At 67.5% G+C, this 14,487-nt stretch carries 17 protein-coding genes; 14 read left to right on the forward strand and 3 right to left on the reverse strand.

The genetic code is table 11. From position 1 onward, the window contains the following. The first annotated feature begins 252 nt into the window (after positions 1-252). The 5 genes from DKM19_RS00655 to ccsA are packed head-to-tail and all read left to right on the forward strand — an operon-like array spanning position 253 to position 4,997. The gene (locus DKM19_RS00655) at positions 253-891 is read left to right on the forward strand and encodes a histidine phosphatase family protein (protein WP_110705397.1); all 639 of its coding nucleotides are present in this window, start codon (positions 253-255) and stop codon (positions 889-891) included. Positions 892-948: 57 nt separating this feature from the next. Beyond that, entirely contained in the window at positions 949-1,527 is a 579-nt protein-coding gene (locus DKM19_RS00660) for a TlpA disulfide reductase family protein (protein WP_110694017.1), read from the forward strand. A 23-nt stretch (positions 1,528-1,550) separates the two neighbouring features. Continuing rightward, entirely contained in the window at positions 1,551-2,285 is a 735-nt protein-coding gene (locus DKM19_RS00665) for a cytochrome c biogenesis CcdA family protein (RefSeq protein ID WP_089208911.1), read from the forward strand. A 35-nt stretch (positions 2,286-2,320) separates the two neighbouring features. Then, positions 2,321-4,021, forward strand: a complete 1,701-nt coding sequence (locus DKM19_RS00670; RefSeq protein WP_239514019.1) for a cytochrome c biogenesis protein ResB — start codon at positions 2,321-2,323, stop codon at positions 4,019-4,021. Beyond that, positions 4,011-4,997, forward strand: coding sequence for a cytochrome c biogenesis protein CcsA (ccsA, locus tag DKM19_RS00675; protein ID WP_110694019.1), 987 nt, complete (start codon positions 4,011-4,013; stop codon positions 4,995-4,997). Before DKM19_RS00670 ends, ccsA begins: the two co-directional genes overlap by 11 nt. A gap of 258 nt (positions 4,998-5,255) precedes the next feature. Here the strand turns inward: ccsA and DKM19_RS00680 are convergent, their stop codons facing one another. Next, positions 5,256-5,558: a PLD nuclease N-terminal domain-containing protein gene (locus tag DKM19_RS00680; RefSeq protein WP_239514020.1), complete on the reverse strand. Its 303-nt coding sequence runs from the start codon at positions 5,556-5,558 to the stop codon at positions 5,256-5,258. Positions 5,559-5,755: 197 nt separating this feature from the next. On the opposite strand from DKM19_RS00680, the gene DKM19_RS00685 reads away from it, so the two are divergent. Continuing rightward, entirely contained in the window at positions 5,756-6,514 is a 759-nt protein-coding gene (locus tag DKM19_RS00685; RefSeq protein ID WP_239514021.1) for a hypothetical protein, read from the forward strand. 10 nt (positions 6,515-6,524) lie between these two features. After that, the gene (locus DKM19_RS00690) at positions 6,525-6,764 is read left to right on the forward strand and encodes a hypothetical protein (protein WP_089208906.1); all 240 of its coding nucleotides are present in this window, start codon (positions 6,525-6,527) and stop codon (positions 6,762-6,764) included. Between the two features lie 386 nt (positions 6,765-7,150). Here DKM19_RS00690 and DKM19_RS00695 read toward each other — a convergent pair whose 3' ends face one another. Beyond that, positions 7,151-7,390, reverse strand: a complete 240-nt coding sequence (locus DKM19_RS00695) for a BldC family transcriptional regulator (RefSeq protein WP_012887349.1) — start codon at positions 7,388-7,390, stop codon at positions 7,151-7,153. Positions 7,391-7,711: 321 nt separating this feature from the next. Here DKM19_RS00695 and DKM19_RS00700 point away from each other — a divergent pair, with 321 nt between their 5' ends. Further along, on the forward strand, positions 7,712-7,849 hold the full coding sequence (locus tag DKM19_RS00700; RefSeq protein WP_239514562.1) for a DUF4229 domain-containing protein: 138 nt from the start codon (positions 7,712-7,714) through the stop codon (positions 7,847-7,849). Here the strand turns inward: DKM19_RS00700 and DKM19_RS00705 are convergent. After that, positions 7,833-9,098: a delta-60 repeat domain-containing protein gene (locus DKM19_RS00705; protein WP_110694021.1), complete on the reverse strand. Its 1,266-nt coding sequence runs from the start codon at positions 9,096-9,098 to the stop codon at positions 7,833-7,835. The two genes, DKM19_RS00700 and DKM19_RS00705, sit on opposite strands and share 17 nt — an antisense overlap. A 78-nt stretch (positions 9,099-9,176) precedes the next feature. Between DKM19_RS00705 and DKM19_RS00710 the strand changes: the two genes are divergently transcribed. From DKM19_RS00710 to DKM19_RS00735, 6 genes are all read left to right on the forward strand, one after another. Further along, complete coding sequence (locus DKM19_RS00710; protein WP_110694022.1) at positions 9,177-9,902, forward strand: demethylmenaquinone methyltransferase; 726 nt, start codon at positions 9,177-9,179, stop codon at positions 9,900-9,902. A 148-nt stretch (positions 9,903-10,050) separates the two neighbouring features. Next, positions 10,051-11,325 (forward strand): geranylgeranyl reductase family protein, encoded by a 1,275-nt coding sequence (locus DKM19_RS00715; RefSeq protein ID WP_089208902.1) that lies wholly within the window; start codon positions 10,051-10,053, stop codon positions 11,323-11,325. Positions 11,326-11,446: 121 nt separating this feature from the next. Continuing rightward, the gene (locus tag DKM19_RS00720; RefSeq protein WP_089208901.1) at positions 11,447-11,806 is read left to right on the forward strand and encodes an NADH-quinone oxidoreductase subunit A; all 360 of its coding nucleotides are present in this window, start codon (positions 11,447-11,449) and stop codon (positions 11,804-11,806) included. A gap of 2 nt (positions 11,807-11,808) precedes the next feature. Continuing rightward, entirely contained in the window at positions 11,809-12,360 is a 552-nt protein-coding gene (locus DKM19_RS00725) for an NADH-quinone oxidoreductase subunit B family protein (protein ID WP_089208900.1), read from the forward strand. Between the two features lie 101 nt (positions 12,361-12,461). Next, complete coding sequence (locus tag DKM19_RS00730) at positions 12,462-13,139, forward strand: NADH-quinone oxidoreductase subunit C (RefSeq protein WP_110694023.1); 678 nt, start codon at positions 12,462-12,464, stop codon at positions 13,137-13,139. Continuing rightward, complete coding sequence (locus DKM19_RS00735; RefSeq protein ID WP_110694024.1) at positions 13,136-14,461, forward strand: NADH-quinone oxidoreductase subunit D; 1,326 nt, start codon at positions 13,136-13,138, stop codon at positions 14,459-14,461. The genes DKM19_RS00730 and DKM19_RS00735 overlap by 4 nt, the downstream gene beginning before the upstream one ends. Positions 14,462-14,487 lie beyond the last annotated feature (26 nt).

Here is a 14,487-nt window from a genome sequence, read left to right on the forward strand (position 1 = left end):
CCGGCATCAACCACTGAGGCCGACTGCCGAGACGGACCGCCGAGGTCGACCGCTGAGATCGTCACCCGGCGGCTCCAGATGTCGTCGGTGATCTTCCCTGGTGACCCCGCGTGCCGCCGGTGGCCAAAGGGGGTGGAGCGGCGGGAGCGATCGCCCGCGAGCCCGGTCCGTCCGCGCGAAGTGGCTGGAGGGGCCGGAGTGGCACACCTGCACGAGCCATCGCTTCTACCTGTGGGTAGGCTGACGGACACCATGGCTGAGACCACCGTCGTCCACCTCCTGCGTCACGGTGAGGTGCACAACCCCGCTAACGTCCTGTACGGCAGACTGCCCGGATACCACCTGTCAGAGAACGGCAGACAGATGGCCGAAACGGTGGCCAAGTCGGTCGCCGGACACGACGTCACCGCCCTGTTCTGCTCCCCGCTTGAGCGGGCGCAGGAGACAGCGGCCCCGTTCGCCTCGACCTTCCAGCTGGACGTCACGATCGACGACAGGCTCATCGAGGCGTTGAACATCTTCGAGGGCGTCCCGGTCGGCAAGGGTGAGGCGCTCTTTCGCAGCCCGCGCCACTACCGCCACATGTGGAACCCGCTCCGCCCCTCCTGGGGAGAGCCGTACGCGGACATCGTCAAGCGGATGAGGGGTGCGATCGACACCGCGCGTGAAGCGGCGCGCGGGCACGAGGCGATCCTGGTCAGCCACCAGCTCCCGATCTGGGTCATCCGGCTCGCGGCCGAGGGCAGGCGGCTCCCTCACGACCCCCGCCGGAGGCAGTGCGGCCTCGCCAGCCTCACCAGTTTCTCCTTCGAAGGAGACCGGCTGATCAGCGTGGGATACAGCGAACCCGCAGCCGCGCTCGTCAAGCGCCCCACTGTCCCGGGCGCGTGACCCCGCCGATAGAGTGAATGCTCTACCGGTTGTAGTACAGGGAGATTCTGGCCTCTGATGCGCGCAAACTCCGCTGCCGCCGCCGCTGCGGCTGCGCTGCTCCTCGCCGTGACCGGATGTGCCGGCAACCAGGGATCACAGCCGCAGACCGGGGACACTCGTTTCGTCGCCGGTGACGGCAAGATCACCCTGTTCGAGGCAGCCGACCGCAAGGTCGCCCCTGCCGTCGAGGGGCAGACCCTGACGGGAGACGCCGCGACACTCGCCGCCCACAAGGGCAAGGTCGTGGTGCTGAACTTCTGGGCGTCGTGGTGCGCGCCCTGCCGGGCCGAGGCTCCGGTGCTCAAGGACATCGCGGCCAAGACCAAGGCCGACGGCGTTGAGTTTCTCGGCGTCGACTTCAAGGACCGCAAGGCCGAGGCACTCGCCTTCGAGCGCAGCCAGGGGACCGGCTACCCGAGCATCTTCGACCAGCCGGGCAAGGTCGCGCTCTCCTTCCAGGGCACGGTTCCTCCCGCGGCCATCCCCTCCACGCTGATCATCGACCGCCAGGGGCGGATCGCGGCGAGGGCTCTCGGCGCGGTCAAATACAACGACCTCTTCGACGCGGTCGCCAAGGTCGGCGATGAGAAGTAGCCCGAGGCGGCGGTGGGCCTCCGATGAGCGTTGATCTGGCCGGCCTGGTGGCGGGCGGATCGCTCGCGCTGGCACTGCCGATCGCGGTCGCGGCGGGTCTGGTGTCGTTCCTGTCCCCGTGCGTGCTGCCGCTGGTCCCCGGCTACCTGTCGTACGTGACCGGAATGAGCGCCGACCCCAAGCGGGGGCGCATGGTCGCGGGCATCGTGCTGTTCGTCCTGGGCTTCGCCGCGGTGTTCGTGGTGGGCGGAGCACTCTTCGGCGGGCTCGGCGCGGCGCTGTTCGACAACGCCGACATCATCAAGCGGGTGCTCGGCGCGCTCACGATCGTGCTGGGTCTGGCCTTCATGGGGGTCATTCCCGGCCTGCAGCGCGACTTCCGCATCCACCGGCTTCCGGCCGCGGGTCTCGCCGGGGCGCCGCTGCTCGGCCTGGTCTTCGGCCTCGGCTGGACCCCCTGCATCGGCCCCACTCTCGGGGTCGTGCTCACCCTCGGAATGACCGAGGGCAGCGCCGGGCGCGGCGCGCTGCTCGCCTTCGCCTACGCGCTCGGCCTCGGCCTGCCGTTCGTGGCGGCCGGACTGGCCTACCGCAAGGCGCTGGAGACGTTCAAAGCGGTGCGCAAGCACTCGCAGCTGATCACACGGGCAGGCGGCCTCATGCTGGTCGCCGTCGGCCTGCTGCTCGTCACCGGGCTCTGGGAGGAGCTCGTCGCGACGATGCAGGTGTGGATCGGCGGATTTGAGCCGGTGATCTGATGGAGCACGTCGAGCCGACGGCGAAAGAGCGAGCGGTGAGCGAAGCCAATCCCGAGCAGGCGACCGGTCCGGCCACCGCGACCGGCACGGCGGTGGAGGACACTCCCGCCGAGAAGAAGCGCGAGGTACGGCCCGCGGGGCTGGGCGTCGTGGGCTGGGCCCGCTGGTTCTGGCGGACGCTCACCTCGATGAGGACCGCGCTGATCCTGCTGTTCCTGTTCGCCCTGGCCTCGATTCCCGGGTCGCTCTGGCCGCAGCGCGGCATCTCCGACGCGAAGGTCGCGCAGTATTTCACCGACAGCCCCCGGCTCGCCGAATGGCTGGACAGGTTCTGGCTGTTCGACGCGGTCAGGGCGCCGTGGTTCGCCGCGATCTACCTGCTGCTGTTCCTGTCGCTGATCGGCTGCCTGGTCCCGCGCACCATGGTCCACCTGCGCGAGGTGCGCAAGAAGCCGCCGGCGGCGCCGCGCAACCTGACCCGGCTGCCGCACCACGCCTCGTTCGAAGGCGCCCTGACCATCGAGGAGGCGGCGGCGCGGTTGCGCGCGAAGCGGTTCCGGGTGACCACGGGGCCCGACTGGGTCGCGGCGGAGAAGGGCTTCCTGCGCGAGACCGGCAACCTGGTGTTCCACATCGCCCTGCTCGGCCTGCTGCTCGCGGTCGGGGTGGGATCGCTGTACGGCTACCGGGGCAACGTGCTGATCGTGGAGGGCGAGGGATTCGCCAACACGGTCGCGGCCTACGACCGCTACATGCCCGGCCAGCGGGTGAACGCCGAGTCGCTGGAACCGTTCTCCTTCACCCTTCAGGACTTCCAGGCCACCTACGTCGCGACGGGCGAGCGGAGCGGGCAACCCCTGGACTTCGCGGCCAAGCTCAAGGTCACCGACGCCCCGGGAGCGCCCGAGCACGACTACTCCCTCAAGGTCAACGAGCCGCTGAACGTCAACGGCACGCTGAGCTACCTGATCGACCACGGCTACGCGCCCACCTTCAAGGTCACCGACGGCAAGGGCCAGGTCGCCTTCGACGGGCCGGTGCCCTGCCTGGTCGCCCAGCCGTCCACCTTCGCCTCCGAATGCGTGATCAAGGTCCCGGACGCCCAGCCGGAACAGCTCGGCTTCCTGGTCGCCTTCCTGCCGACCGCCGTCCCGATGGGCAAGGAATGGGTGTCGGTCTTCCCCGGCGCCGCCAATCCGCTCGCCCAGGTGTACGGCTCGTTCGCCGGTGACCTGGGCCTGAAGAACGGCCGGCCGCAGTCGGTCTACGAGATCGAACCGGCGATTCTCAAGAAGATGAAGCCGCTGGTCATGAAGGCCGATCCACTGGCCGTGGGCAAAAGTCTCGTCCTGCCGAACGGCATGGGCTCGATCGAGTTCACCGGGGTCAAGGAGTGGATCGCCCTGCAGATCACCCACGACCCGGGACGCACGCCCGCGTTCCTGGCCGCGATCCTGATCGTCGGCGGCCTCGTGCTGACCCTGACCGTCCGCCGCCGCAGGATATGGGTGCGGATCCAGGACGTCACCCGGGCGACCGGACGGGGACCGGGAGCGCAAGAACAGGAAGAGGCGGAGGGACGGAGCGAGTCCGGGCCGTCCGCGAAGAATCATCACGAAGACGGCCTCCGTCACGTCGAGGTGGGCGGTCTCACGCGTACCGAAGGTGGCGATTTCAGCGACGAGTTCGCCGAGATCGTCTCCGCTTTGAACCCAGGAGTGAAGGATGCCCGCTGAGGTCGATGCCGGCCTCGCCACGCTGAGCGATCAGCTCATCTTGGCGACGGTGCTGCTCTACATCTTCGCAATGATTGGTTATGCCCTGAATCTGGCCTTCGGCCAGACCCAGACGCAGGCCGAATCCCCATCCACGTCCGAACCCGTGCTCGCCACGGTCGGCGGCGCGGTCTCGTCCGGATCGTCTGCCTCGTCCGTCCCGGCCTCCGCCTCCGGCGAGGGCGGGGACCGTGCGGAGAAGACGCCTCCCGCCTGGACGGTGTGGGCGGGTCCGATCGCGGTCGGGCTGACCTGGCTCGGCTGGGCCGGGAACCTCGCGTCCATCCTGACCCGCGGCCTGGCCGTGGACCGGTGGCCGTGGGGCAACATGTACGAGTTCGTGGTCGCGATGTGCTTCACGGCGGTGAGCGCGTTCCTGTTCATGCACCTCCGCTACCGGGTCCGCTTCCTGGGCGCGTTCGTCACGGTCGCCGCCGCTCTCGGGCTCGGCTTCGCCGTCCTGTACCTGCATGTGCAGGCGGGGCCCGTGGTGCCCGCCCTGAACTCGTACTGGGTCGCGATCCACGTGACGGCGGCGATCATCGCCAGCGGCCTGTTCATCGTGGCGGGCGTCTCCGGCATCCTCTTCATGGTCAGGAAGGACACCGCGGTCCGTCTGCCGTCCCGGCAGGACCTGGAGCGGGTCGCACATCGGGCCATCGTGATCGGCTTCCCGATCTGGACCTTCGCCGTCATCGCCGGCGCGCTCTGGGCGGACAAGGCGTGGGGCCGCTACTGGGGCTGGGACCCCAAGGAGATCTGGGCGTTCATCACCTGGATCGCCTACGCCGCCTACCTGCACGCCCGGGCCACCGCGGGCTGGAAGGGCAAGGCTGCCATGATCGTGCAGCTCATCGCCTTCGGCTGCCTGCTGTTCAACCTCGTCGGCGTGAACATCTTCCTCGGAGGGCTGCACTCCTACGCCGAGGTTCCCTGACGGACCTCTCCACGGGTTTTCCGTACGGAACGGGCCTCCGGGTAGGTGACTTCCGTACGGAACGGACCTTCGGGAACGAGGGGAACGGGCCTCTGGGAACGGGGCTCCGTACGGAAGCGGTTTCTGCACGGAGGTTTCCCGGCGGCTGCCTTCATGGGGGTTTCCCGGCGGTCTTCTTCGAACATCGGCCGGACGGCGTCGCCGGCTGACCGGTTCCCGCCGGGACCGGTTCGCCCGGCGGGGTCGCGTGCCGGGTCGCTAGTCCTCGTCGCGCAGCCGTCGTTCGAGGTCCTTGAGGAAGTCGGGGTCGTCGTCGGGGCCCTTCGGGGCCTCGGGACGCTGGGGTTGCTGGTCGTCGGAGAAGAGCGAGCGAGGCGCCTGGGGTCCGGTCGGACGGCCGAGCAGCAGCCAGAACAGGCCACCGACCGGTATCAACAGCACCACGATGATTACCCAGAGGAGTTTGGGAAGGTTCCTTGACTCCTCGTCCGGCGTGGTGATGACGTCGAACAAGCAGTAAAGCCAGAAGGCGATTAGCGCCAGGCCGACAAGCAGGGGCATGCCCGAACTGTAAGCCATTGTGAGCCAGGGTGCGGTCCAGCCTTCCGTTCCTGATGACTGACGAAGATCCAGGTCGTACCGTAGAACTCATTACCGCTTCCGCGGGAGGTGTGATGGCACATTCGGGTTCGGGCGACAAGGGCCGCCATCGACGACGGTGGTGGCAGCGAGGGCCGTCCCAGCGTGCGGAGAGCGCCGTGAGAGAGGCGCCGCGTGAGGTTCCCCGCGAGCCCGAGCGGCGCATGGGGACGGTCACGGCGCCGGTGGTCGACCGCCCGCAATACACCTGGCAGGACTTCGAGCTGGAGGACGAGCGGCCCAGGGCCCAGCCCAACGCCCCGGACACCCCCTACCTCGGCGACGGCCTGCGCCATTGCGGCCCCCTCGAGCACATCCTGCACCGCCAGTGGGACTCCAGGCAGGAGTTGCCGCCCCCCGAGGTCGTGCGGGCCGTGGAGAGCCTCGCCAGGCTGCCGGACGGGCTGAAGGCCAAGCTGGCCGACGGTCTCAAGGGCATCTACGTCGGCATCGGAGGGGTGCCCGACCTGGACGACATGGGGTATCTGCGCGGCGCGCCTCTGCCCTCGGGGCGGGCGACCTGGGACATCTGCGCCGGAGCGTACGGCGACCGCAAGATCGTGGTGGGAGACCGGCCCTCACCCACTCCCGACGTCATGATGCACGAGGTCGGACATGCCCTCGACGACGTGGACGCGCCCCACGGAGACTGGGTCTCGGACTCCCCGGAGTTCGCCGCGCTCTATGCCCAGTGCGTCCCCGTGCTGGCCTCGGGATTCCATCTGCAACCGGGTGACCTGGGCCGCAAGGAGTTCTTCGCCGACGCCTTCGCCGCCATCGTCTCCCGGCAACGCCCGGCCCTGGTGGACATGCTGGGCGGCGACACGCGGATGGCGCTCAACGTCATGTTGTTCTTCAACCGGCGCTACGGAATCTAGGTGATCTGGGATGTACGTCATCCGGCTCGCTGACGGGACTCTGCGGGTGCCACAGAGCCTGTCCAGCGATGACGGGCGTCTGATCGGCAACGCGTACGTGGAGATCTCCCCGGGGGATCCCGACTACGACCGCTGGCTACCCGAGTCGCTCACGGAGGAGGAATCGGCCGAGCGCCGCCGGCGCTGGCTGGAGGAGAACGACGAGTTGGAGCGGGAGTTCCTGGCCTTCAAGGCGGAGCAGGACAGCTAGAGCCGACGTGGAGCCGTGAGGGTGCTCAGATGCTCTCAGACCGGCGCGGGCGCGGACCTTGGGGATCCGTCCGGATTTCCGTCTGGTCCAGGTCTCAGGCCGATGGGGGGCGCGGACCTCGGGTCGGCGGGGGACGCACGCGGACCTCAGGCCGGATGGCCGGATGGGGGGTGCCTCGCGGACTCTCGGGTCGGCGGAGGGAGCGTGCTCGTGGACTCTCAGGTCCGGGTGGGGCGGTGATCCGGGATGCTCCGGTGGGAGACATGCGGATGGGTGACGGGGGAGGTCACCATCGCGACGCGGAGCGTGGCGATCACGACTCCACGGTGACCCTGCGGCTTCCGGGTAAGGCGCGCAGGATCACCGAGGTGTGACGGCATAAGTCGTCAAACGCGCGGGGACTCGCCTGCCGGCCGTTCGGCCGTCAAGACGTCCTCTCCGCGCAGAAGGGCGTGCACTTCCGACTCACGGAAACGCCGATGCCCTCCGGGGGTACGGATGCTGCTGATGCGGCCTGCCGCGGCCCAGCGTGTAACCGTTTTTGGGTCGACCCGAAAGAGGGCGGCAACCTCTCCGGGCGTCAGCAGACGCTCGCTGCTACTCTCCACAATCTCTCCCCCTCGCATCCCGCTTCCTGCCAGCGGGCGGACAGGTAACCAGTGTGCCGAGCGAAGCCTGATTTATCCGTGGTTTTCAACAAAGATCACGGGTTGTTATCGACTGACTGCCCGATTGTTATATGATAGAGCCTCTTTGAGACTCTCGTGGGTGTTTCTTTACAAAACTGGTCTCTTGGGCACAGTAGCAGCGCTCGCGCCGGATGCGAAGAGTGCCCGCCGCACCCTCGTAACTGTGCTTGAGCGAGCAGGGTGACGTAGCCTTGACGTGTGCATCCCGTCTTCGTATACACCGCGTCCCGGGTCGGTCTACTGGCCGTGAGCCTGGGGGTGCTCTATATCCTCGGCCTGCACCAGCCCCTAATCTTGTTGGTCGCCGCGTTCCTGGTCAGCGGAGTGGCCAGTTACGTCCTGCTCTCCAAGCAGAGGGACGCTGTGAGCGAGCGAATCACTAAGAATCGGGAGTGATCGGCAACGGAAACATGCCGACTCGGGCATGGTACTCGTGACCAAGCTGGGTTGTGTCGCTACCAACGAGTAATCCGCCCCGATGCGCCAGAAATGCCTTGACACCGATTCCGCGCTCCCTTGTCGGATTCCACGCGAGGGCCTTGCCGGTGCGAGGGTTGATCGCTCCGATTCCCGGCCGTTCCACGGCCCCGGGCCCCGCCGAATCTCTGCCGCGAGGATTGTTCAGCCAGCGTTGGTGACCGCCCACATAGACGGCCGCCCCGGTCGCGGCCACCGCGTAGAGGGAATCCCCTCCGGTGTGGTTCACCCACGTCGGGTCCACCTCGCCGCCTGAGCGGGTCTCGAAGCGCGCGGTGGTGTCGCACATCTTCGGGGCGGCCAGGGGGCCACCGGTCGTGACGACCACGAAGTAGCTGCCGTCGGGGGCGAAGTCCAGGCCCCGCACGTAGCTGGGGAAGTCGTCCTTGCATTTGCCCGCGTAGGCGTCGGTCCGCCAGCCGTCGACCTTCGCGGGGGAGACGGTCACGTCGATCAGCCCGAGCTGTGGCCGGGACAGTCCGTCGAGGGTGGTGAAGTCGCCGTCGACCGCCAGCCGGTCCGTGGTGAGGGACATCGCGTGGACCTTGGTACGGCTGCCCCGGGGAGAGCCGGGCCTGATCGCGAAACTCGGGTCCACGGCGCCGGTGACGGCGTCCAGCCGGGCGAGAGCCGTACGGGAGAGGCGGCCGGCCCGGGTGAAGTCGCCGCCCACGTAGAGGTGGCTGCCGCGCCCGGCCAGGCTGGTGACCGTACCTCCGTAGATCTGCGGGCCGAAGCCGGGCACCCGCGAACCGTCGGACAGCCGGAGCCGGGCCAGACCCGGGGCCTGCGCGTCGTCGATCGCCGTGAAAGAGCCGCCCACGTAAACGGTGCCGCCCGCGCCCGCGGCCAGCGCCTGCACCGGACGGTCGAGGTAGGGCGTGAAACCGGGCAGGATCCGGCCGGTGGTCAGGTCGTAGGCGAAGATGTTGTCGCGTTCGAGGATCGTCGTGCTCCCGGCGTCGCGCACCTCGCCGAACGAGCCGCCGATGATCACCGTGTTCCCTGCCAGCGCGATGGCGTTGACGATCCCGTCGAGCACGTGGGGGGTGGTGTTCACCGGATCGGCCGAGACGACGCTGCTGTGCTTGATGGTGCCGGCGGCGGCGATCCCGGGAGGGATCAGAAGTATGGCCGCGGCCAGCACGGAAGCGGTTCTGGCAAACATTCGACAAGTCCTAGCAGACTCTCGGTAATCGAATGACTACTTTCCGTGGACTGTGTGGTCAGGCCTAGGCTTGTCGGCATGACGCGCGCTTCTTTGGACAAGCAACCGCATGAGGTCGCCGCGATGTTCGATCGCACGGCCCGGCGATATGACCTGGTCAACGACGTTATCTCCTTGGGCCAGGTCCGCCTGTGGCGCAAGGCGACCGCGGCGGCCGTCGACGCGGGTCCCGGTGAGCTGGTCCTCGACCTGGGCGCGGGCACCGGCACCTCCACCGACACGTTCACCGCGCTCGGCGCCCGCGCGATCGCCTCGGACTTCTCCCTCGGCATGCTGCGCACCGGGGTGAAGCGGCGAGGCGGCTCGGGCATCTCGGGCGGCGGGGTGCGGGGCGTCAGCTTCATCGCGGGCGACGCGCTCAGGCTGCCCTTCGCCGACGAGGTCTTCGACGCGGTGACCATCTCCACGGCGCTGCGGAACGTCCAGGACACCGAGCACGCGCTGCGCGAGATGCTCCGCGTGGCCAAGCCGGGGGCGCGGCTGGTGATCCTTGAGTTCTCCCACCCGGTGATCAAGTCCTTCGACCTGGTCTACACGGAGTATCTTATGAAGTTGATGCCGCAAGTCGCGAAGCTGGTCGGTTCCAACGATGACTCCTACGAGTATCTGGCGGAGTCGATCAGGGCGTGGCCGGATCAGGCAGGCCTGGCGAAGATCATTCAAAGGGCCGGCTGGGAGCGGGTCGCCTGGCGCAACCTCGCCCTGGGGATCGTGGCGCTTCACCGCGCATATAAGCCCGCATAGAAGATTCGCAGGCGATAGCAGTACCCGCCTGACACTTTGCCCTGCAAAGGCGTTAGACTTCGGCCCGACAAGTTTGTGAAGACCTTCACAAAGGACGAAAGGCCCCTTACTCCGAGGCCCTCAAAGCATGTAGGACAGGACAAGTCCCGTGACCGTGCCAGCCGCCACACAGCGGAACGTCGCTGAGGCTGACGCCGACGTAATCGTCGTCGGCGCCGGGCCCGCCGGTTCGACAACCGCTTTTCACCTCGCACAGGCCGGACTCAACGTCCTGTTGCTCGAGAAGACCACATTTCCCCGTGAGAAGGTCTGCGGTGACGGGCTGACGCCCCGAGCGGTCAAGCAGCTCATCGGCATGGGGATCGACATCGACGCTCCCGGCTGGGTCAGGAACAAGGGCCTGCGGGTCGTCGGCGGTGGGATGCGCTTCGAGCTTGACTGGCCCGAGCTCTCCAGCTACCCGGACTTCGGACTGGTCCGCACCCGTCAGGACTTCGACGAAATTCTGGCGAACAACGCGGTGCGCGCGGGTGTCCGCATGCTCCAGGGCGTCAACGTCACGGCCCCGATCCTCGACCGCAGCGGTCACATCGTCGGCGTCACCGCCAAGAAGGACGGCGAAGAGGTCTCCTACAGATCTCGCCTGGTGGTCGCCGCGGACGGCAACTCCACCCGGATCTCCCTGGCGATGGGGCTGCACAAGCGCGAGGACCGCCCGATGGGCGTCGCCGTACGGACGTATTTCACGAGTCCGCGCCACGACGACGACTATCTGGAGACCTGGCTGGAGCTGTGGGACGAAGACACCCTGCTGCCCGGCTACGGCTGGATCTTCGGCGTCGGCGACGGCACGTCCAACGTGGGCCTGGGGCTGCTGAACACCAACGAGGCGTTCAAGGGCATGGACTACCGCGACCTGCTCAAGCGCTGGGTGAAGGGCATGCCCCCCGAGTGGGGGTACGTCGAGGAGAACATGACCTCCCCCATCAGGGGCGCGGCGCTGCCGATGGCCTTCAACCGCCAGCCGCACTACACGCGGGGCCTGGTGCTGGTGGGCGACGCGGGGGGAATGATCAACCCGTTCAACGGGGAGGGCATCGCCTACGCGATGGAGACCGGCCACATCGCAGCCGAGGCCATCGTCCAGGCGCTGGCCAGACCGACCCCCGCCCAGCGGGAGCGAGTGCTGCGGGCTTATCCGGCGATGCTGAAGGACGCCTACGGCGGCTACTTCACCCTCGGCAGGGGCTTTGTGGAGCTGATCGGGCACCCTGGCGTGATGAACTTCGCAACACGTCACGCACTGCCCCATCCCCACCTGATGCGGTTCGCACTCAAGCTCCTTGCTAACCTCACCGATCGGCGGGGCGATGCGTCGGACCGCATCATCAACGCGCTGTCGAAGGTTGCGCCGTCGGCATGACCTCAGCAAACGCTCCGAGCCTGGAATCAAGGGCGATGATCGCCGTGCCTAGACTTGCGAAATACACCAACATGCAGAGCTGCGCGCCGGCGCGCGTGGAGATGGGAGAGGAGGCGTAGCGATGGAGTTGTATGCACCCATCCTCGTACTCGCCGTGCTCGCGGCGGGATTTGCGATCTTCTCAGTGACGATCGCGCCCTTCACCGGTCCCAAGCGCTGGAACCGCGCGAAGCTCGATGCCTACGAATGCGGTATCGAGCCGACGCCCCAGCCTGTGGGCGGTGGCCGATTCCCCCTGAAATACATGATCACCGCGATGCTCTTCATCGTGTTCGACATCGAGATCATCTTTCTCTACCCGTGGGCGGTCGCTTTCGACCAGCTCGGAATCTTCGGGTTGATCGAGATGGTGCTGTTCATCGTCACCGTGCTCGTGGCCTACGCGTACGTGTGGCGCCGCAAGGGTCTGGACTGGGACTAGATATGGGTCTTGAAGAGAAACTTCCGAGCGGGTTCATGCTCAGCACGGTCGAGCAGCTTGCCGGCTGGGCGCGTAAGAACTCCGTATGGCCGGCGACGTTCGGTCTCGCCTGTTGCGCCATCGAGCTGATGTCCACGGGCGGTCCCAAGCATGACCTGGCGCGCTTCGGCATGGAGCGCGCTTCGGCGTCTCCGCGCCAGGCCGACCTGATGATCGTGGCGGGCCGGCTGTCGCAGAAGATGGCCCCGGTGCTGCGCCAGATCTACGACCAGATGGCCGAGCCCAAGTGGGTCATCGCGATGGGCGTCTGCGCGTCCAGCGGCGGCATGTTCAACAACTACGCCATCGTGCAGGGCGTGGACCACGTCGTCCCCGTCGACATCTACCTGCCCGGCTGCCCGCCGCGGCCCGAGATGCTCATCGACGCGATCGTGAAGCTACACGACAAGATCCAGAACACGAAGTTCGGTGCGCACCGCGTCAAGCAGATCGACGAGCTCGAGCTGCAGGCGCTGCGGACGCTGCCGCTGATCGACCAGGGGACCGCCAAATGAACAGCGAACCCGGCGTGGTGAAGACCGCGTCCCCTGGGCGTGCCTCCGGTATGGCGGCCCGCGAGGCCCGCGCAGCGAACGAGGAGCGGTAAGCGAGCGATATGAGTACTGACAACCTCCCAGAGATCCCGGAGGAGCCGATCGCCCACCTGGGCATGTTCGGCACCTCGGGCACCGGTGACACCTCCGGTTACGGCGGTCTGGTCGTACGGCGAAGGCCCGAGCTGTCGAGCCCCCGCCCCTACGGCGGCTACTTCGACACCATCGCCGACGAGCTGGAACGCGCACTCGGCGGAGACCTCTTCGACGCCGTCGAGCGCGTGGTCGTGGACCGGGACGAGCTGACCTTCCACGTGAAGCGTGAGCGCCTGCTGGACGTCGCCCAGATCCTGCGCGACGATCCCGCCCTCCGCTTCGAGCTCTCGCTCGGCGTCTCCGGCGTGCACTACCCCCACCTCGTCGGTGAGGAGCTGCACGCGGTGATCCACCTGTGCTCGATCACGCACAACCGGCGTCTGCGCGTCGAGGTGTCCTGCCCCGACGACGACAGGCACATCCCCTCCACGGTCTCGGTCTATCCGACCCACGACTGGCACGAGCGGGAGACCTGGGACTTCTTCGGGATCATCTTCGACGGCCACCCGGCGCTGACCCGCATCATGATGCCCGACGACTGGGACGGCCATCCCCAGCGCAAGGACTATCCGCTCGGCGGCATCCCGGTCGAATACCGGGGCGCGGAGATCCCGGCGCCGGACCAGAGGAGGTCTTACAAATGAGTGCTCCCTATGAGGAGGCCACCGAGGGCAAGGTCTACACCGTCTCCGGCAATGACTGGGCGGAGCTTCTCGAGACCCTGACCGGCCAGCAGGACGAGCAGCTCGTCATCAACATGGGCCCGCAGCACCCGTCCACGCACGGAGTGCTCCGCCTGATCCTGAACCTGGACGGCGAGACGGTCACCGAGGCCCGCACGGTCATCGGCTACCTGCACACCGGCATCGAGAAGAACACCGAGTTCCGTACGTGGACCCAGGGGACCACGTTCGTCACCCGGATGGACTACCTCGCGCCGATCTTCAACGAGACCGTCTACTGCATGGGCGTCGAGAAGCTGCTCGGCATCACCGACCGGATCCCCGACCGGGCCCAGGCCATCCGCGTGATGATGATGGAGCTCACCCGCATCTCCTCGCACATGGTGGCCATCGGCACCTTCGGCATGGAGCTGGGCGCGACCACGCCGTTCCTCTTCGGCACCCGCGAGCGCGAGATGGTGCTCGACGTGATGGAGTACATCACCGGCCTGCGCATGAACATGGCCTACATCCGGCCGGGCGGCGTGGCCGTCGACCTGCCGGCCGGTGCCGTGGACAAGGTCGGCGAGCTGCTCAAGGTCATGCCGAAGCGCATCAGGGACATGCGCAAGATGCTCGACGCGAACCCGGTCTACCTGGCCCGCACCAAGGACGTCGCCTACCTCGACCTCACCGGCTGCATGTCGCTGGGTGTCACCGGGCCGATGCTGCGGGCCGCGGGCCTGCCGTGGGACCTGCGCAAGTCGCAGCCCTACTGCGGCTACGAGACCTACGAGTTCGACGTCCCGACCCAGAAGAGCGCCGACGTCTACGGCCGGTATCTCGTCCGGATGGACGAGATGGAGGAGTCGCTCAAGCTCATCGAGCAGGCCCTCGACCGTCTGTCGGGTCCGCTCAAGAACGGCCGCGTGATGGTGGACGACAAGAAGATCGGCTGGCCCGCGCAGCTCGCGCTCGGCCCCGACGGCCTGGGCAACTCGCCCGACCACATCGCGCACATCATGAGCGGTTCGATGGAAGCGCTGATCCACCACTTCAAGCTCGTGACCGAGGGCTTCCGGGTCCCGGCGGGACAGGCCTTCGCCTCTGTCGAGTCGCCCCGCGGCGAGCTCGGCGCCCACGTGGTCAGCGATGGCGGCACCCGCCCCTACCGCGTACACTTCCGCGACCCTTCCTTCACGAACCTGCAGGCCATGCCCGCTACGTGCGAAGGCGGCATGATCGCCGACGTCATCTCGGCCGTGGCCTCGATCGACCCGGTCATGGGAGGTGTCGACCGATGAGTGCGACCACAGGCACGGGCGGTCAG

This window comes from Streptosporangium sp. 'caverna', assembly GCF_003203775.1.
Classification (GTDB): domain Bacteria; phylum Actinomycetota; class Actinomycetes; order Streptosporangiales; family Streptosporangiaceae; genus Streptosporangium; species Streptosporangium subroseum.

Bases quoted from the DNA above. Each gene is read 5' to 3' on its own strand.
- DKM19_RS00730 (WP_110694023.1), top strand. From the start codon at position 12,462: ATGAGTACTGACAACCTCCCAGAGATCCCGGAGGAGCCGATCGCCCAC.
- DKM19_RS00665 (WP_089208911.1), top strand. From the start codon at position 1,551: ATGAGCGTTGATCTGGCCGGCCTGGTGGCGGGCGGATCGCTCGCGCTG.
- ccsA (WP_110694019.1), top strand. From the start codon at position 4,011: ATGCCCGCTGAGGTCGATGCCGGCCTCGCCACGCTGAGCGATCAGCTC.
- DKM19_RS00705 (WP_110694021.1), bottom strand. From the start codon at position 9,098: ATGTTTGCCAGAACCGCTTCCGTGCTGGCCGCGGCCATACTTCTGATC.
- DKM19_RS00655 (WP_110705397.1), top strand. From the start codon at position 253: ATGGCTGAGACCACCGTCGTCCACCTCCTGCGTCACGGTGAGGTGCAC.
- DKM19_RS00735 (WP_110694024.1), top strand. From the start codon at position 13,136: ATGAGTGCTCCCTATGAGGAGGCCACCGAGGGCAAGGTCTACACCGTC.
- DKM19_RS00725 (WP_089208900.1), top strand. From the start codon at position 11,809: ATGGGTCTTGAAGAGAAACTTCCGAGCGGGTTCATGCTCAGCACGGTC.
- DKM19_RS00690 (WP_089208906.1), top strand. From the start codon at position 6,525: ATGTACGTCATCCGGCTCGCTGACGGGACTCTGCGGGTGCCACAGAGC.
- DKM19_RS00720 (WP_089208901.1), top strand. From the start codon at position 11,447: ATGGAGTTGTATGCACCCATCCTCGTACTCGCCGTGCTCGCGGCGGGA.
- DKM19_RS00710 (WP_110694022.1), top strand. From the start codon at position 9,177: ATGACGCGCGCTTCTTTGGACAAGCAACCGCATGAGGTCGCCGCGATG.
- DKM19_RS00660 (WP_110694017.1), top strand. From the start codon at position 949: ATGCGCGCAAACTCCGCTGCCGCCGCCGCTGCGGCTGCGCTGCTCCTC.
- DKM19_RS00680 (WP_239514020.1), bottom strand. From the start codon at position 5,558: ATGCCCCTGCTTGTCGGCCTGGCGCTAATCGCCTTCTGGCTTTACTGC.
- DKM19_RS00695 (WP_012887349.1), bottom strand. From the start codon at position 7,390: ATGCGAGGGGGAGAGATTGTGGAGAGTAGCAGCGAGCGTCTGCTGACG.